Origin of the sequence: Butyrivibrio sp. ob235 (assembly GCF_900109475.1) — a bacterium.
Taxonomy (GTDB): domain Bacteria; phylum Bacillota; class Clostridia; order Lachnospirales; family Lachnospiraceae; genus Butyrivibrio.
On record NZ_FOBE01000081.1, the window covers coordinates 1 to 1,262 of the forward strand.

Here is a 1,262-nt window from a genome sequence, read left to right on the forward strand (position 1 = left end):
CTAGTAGTCCGTGCAAAAATTAACTAGACCGTTTTTGCTATATCCTCTGCTGCATCGATTTCATCCATTTTGTATTTCCAATGATGCACCACCGGAGATTGATTTATCTCCTCAAAGTATAGATAAATGCGATCAACAAGTTCTTGTTTAGTGCCTACCCTTATTCCACGTAGCATCTGGCGTGTCATTTTGCCAAAGAAACCTTCTATCATGTTAAGCCATGACCCATGCTTTGGAGTGAATACAAATAAAAATCTGCCTTGCATTGTTTCCAAGAAAGCTTTTGTTTTCCTTGAAGTATGCACACTGTGGTTATCAAGCACTAAACGAATTACATCTCCTTTAGGATACTTCTTATCAAGTATCTTGAGGAACTCAATAAAATCATCACTGTTATGAGTGTCCTTTACCAAAGGAATAGCTTCACCAGTAATAAGATCAATACCTGCTAAAAGTGATACTGTTCCAAGACGCTTATACTCATAATCACGCTTAATTGTTCCGTTTTCCTGAGAAGGATTTAAGTCAGGAGATGTTGTTGCAATAGCCTGTATACCAGGTTTTTCATCATAAGAAATGGTATGCAGAGTCTGTTTCTCAACAGGTATTATAAGGTTTCCTTCAGTATCAAAAAGCATTTCGATCTGCTTGTATACAACAAGCACATCATGCATTTTTGCTTCAAAATCCGGGTCTCGTCTTTCACAATAATACTGTATCCGGAATGGCTTGATTTCTGCTTCATCAAGGATTTTCTTTATACTTGTTTTTGTAAGCGTGGAAAGCCTTGTGTATCCAGCAGATTCAGCGGATTTATTTATGTGTTCTGTGAGCTTTGCATAAGTCCAAGTTTCAGCAGAATAACCGAAATCATTAGGCCTTTGACATGCTATATTGATAATCCATGTCTTTTCATCATCAGTGATTTCAGCATTTCGGCCGCGACCAGGAGTATCAAAAATAGCATTTTCCGCACCACCATTTTTGTACTTTTTAAGGCAGAGTAATACGCTGTTACGATTGAGCCCAACCTTTTCAGCTATCGCATCTACAGATTCGCCATCAGCCTTTAGAAGAAGAATTCTTGCTCTTGATACGATTTGGGCCTGCATGGTTCTGGTGCGAACTATAGATTCAAAGTACTCACGATCATCATCAGGAAGAATAAGTGGTTGCGCTTTTGCCATACTGAAATCACCTCCAAAGGTTTTATATTATCAGTATAGCATATTGGTCTATTTATTTAAATTACAATCTACTAG

General features: G+C 37.9%; 1 protein-coding gene. It reads right to left on the reverse strand.

The genetic code is table 11. The annotated features are described in order from the left end of the window. Window positions 1–23: 23 nt before the first annotated feature. Window positions 24–1,187 (reverse strand): IS630 family transposase, encoded by a 1,164-nt coding sequence (locus BMW61_RS21520; RefSeq protein ID WP_091826137.1) that lies wholly within the window; start codon window positions 1,185–1,187, stop codon window positions 24–26. Window positions 1,188–1,262: the final 75 nt, after the last annotated feature.

Bases quoted from the DNA above. Each gene is read 5' to 3' on its own strand.
- BMW61_RS21520 (WP_091826137.1), bottom strand. From the start codon at position 1,187: ATGGCAAAAGCGCAACCACTTATTCTTCCTGATGATGATCGTGAGTAC.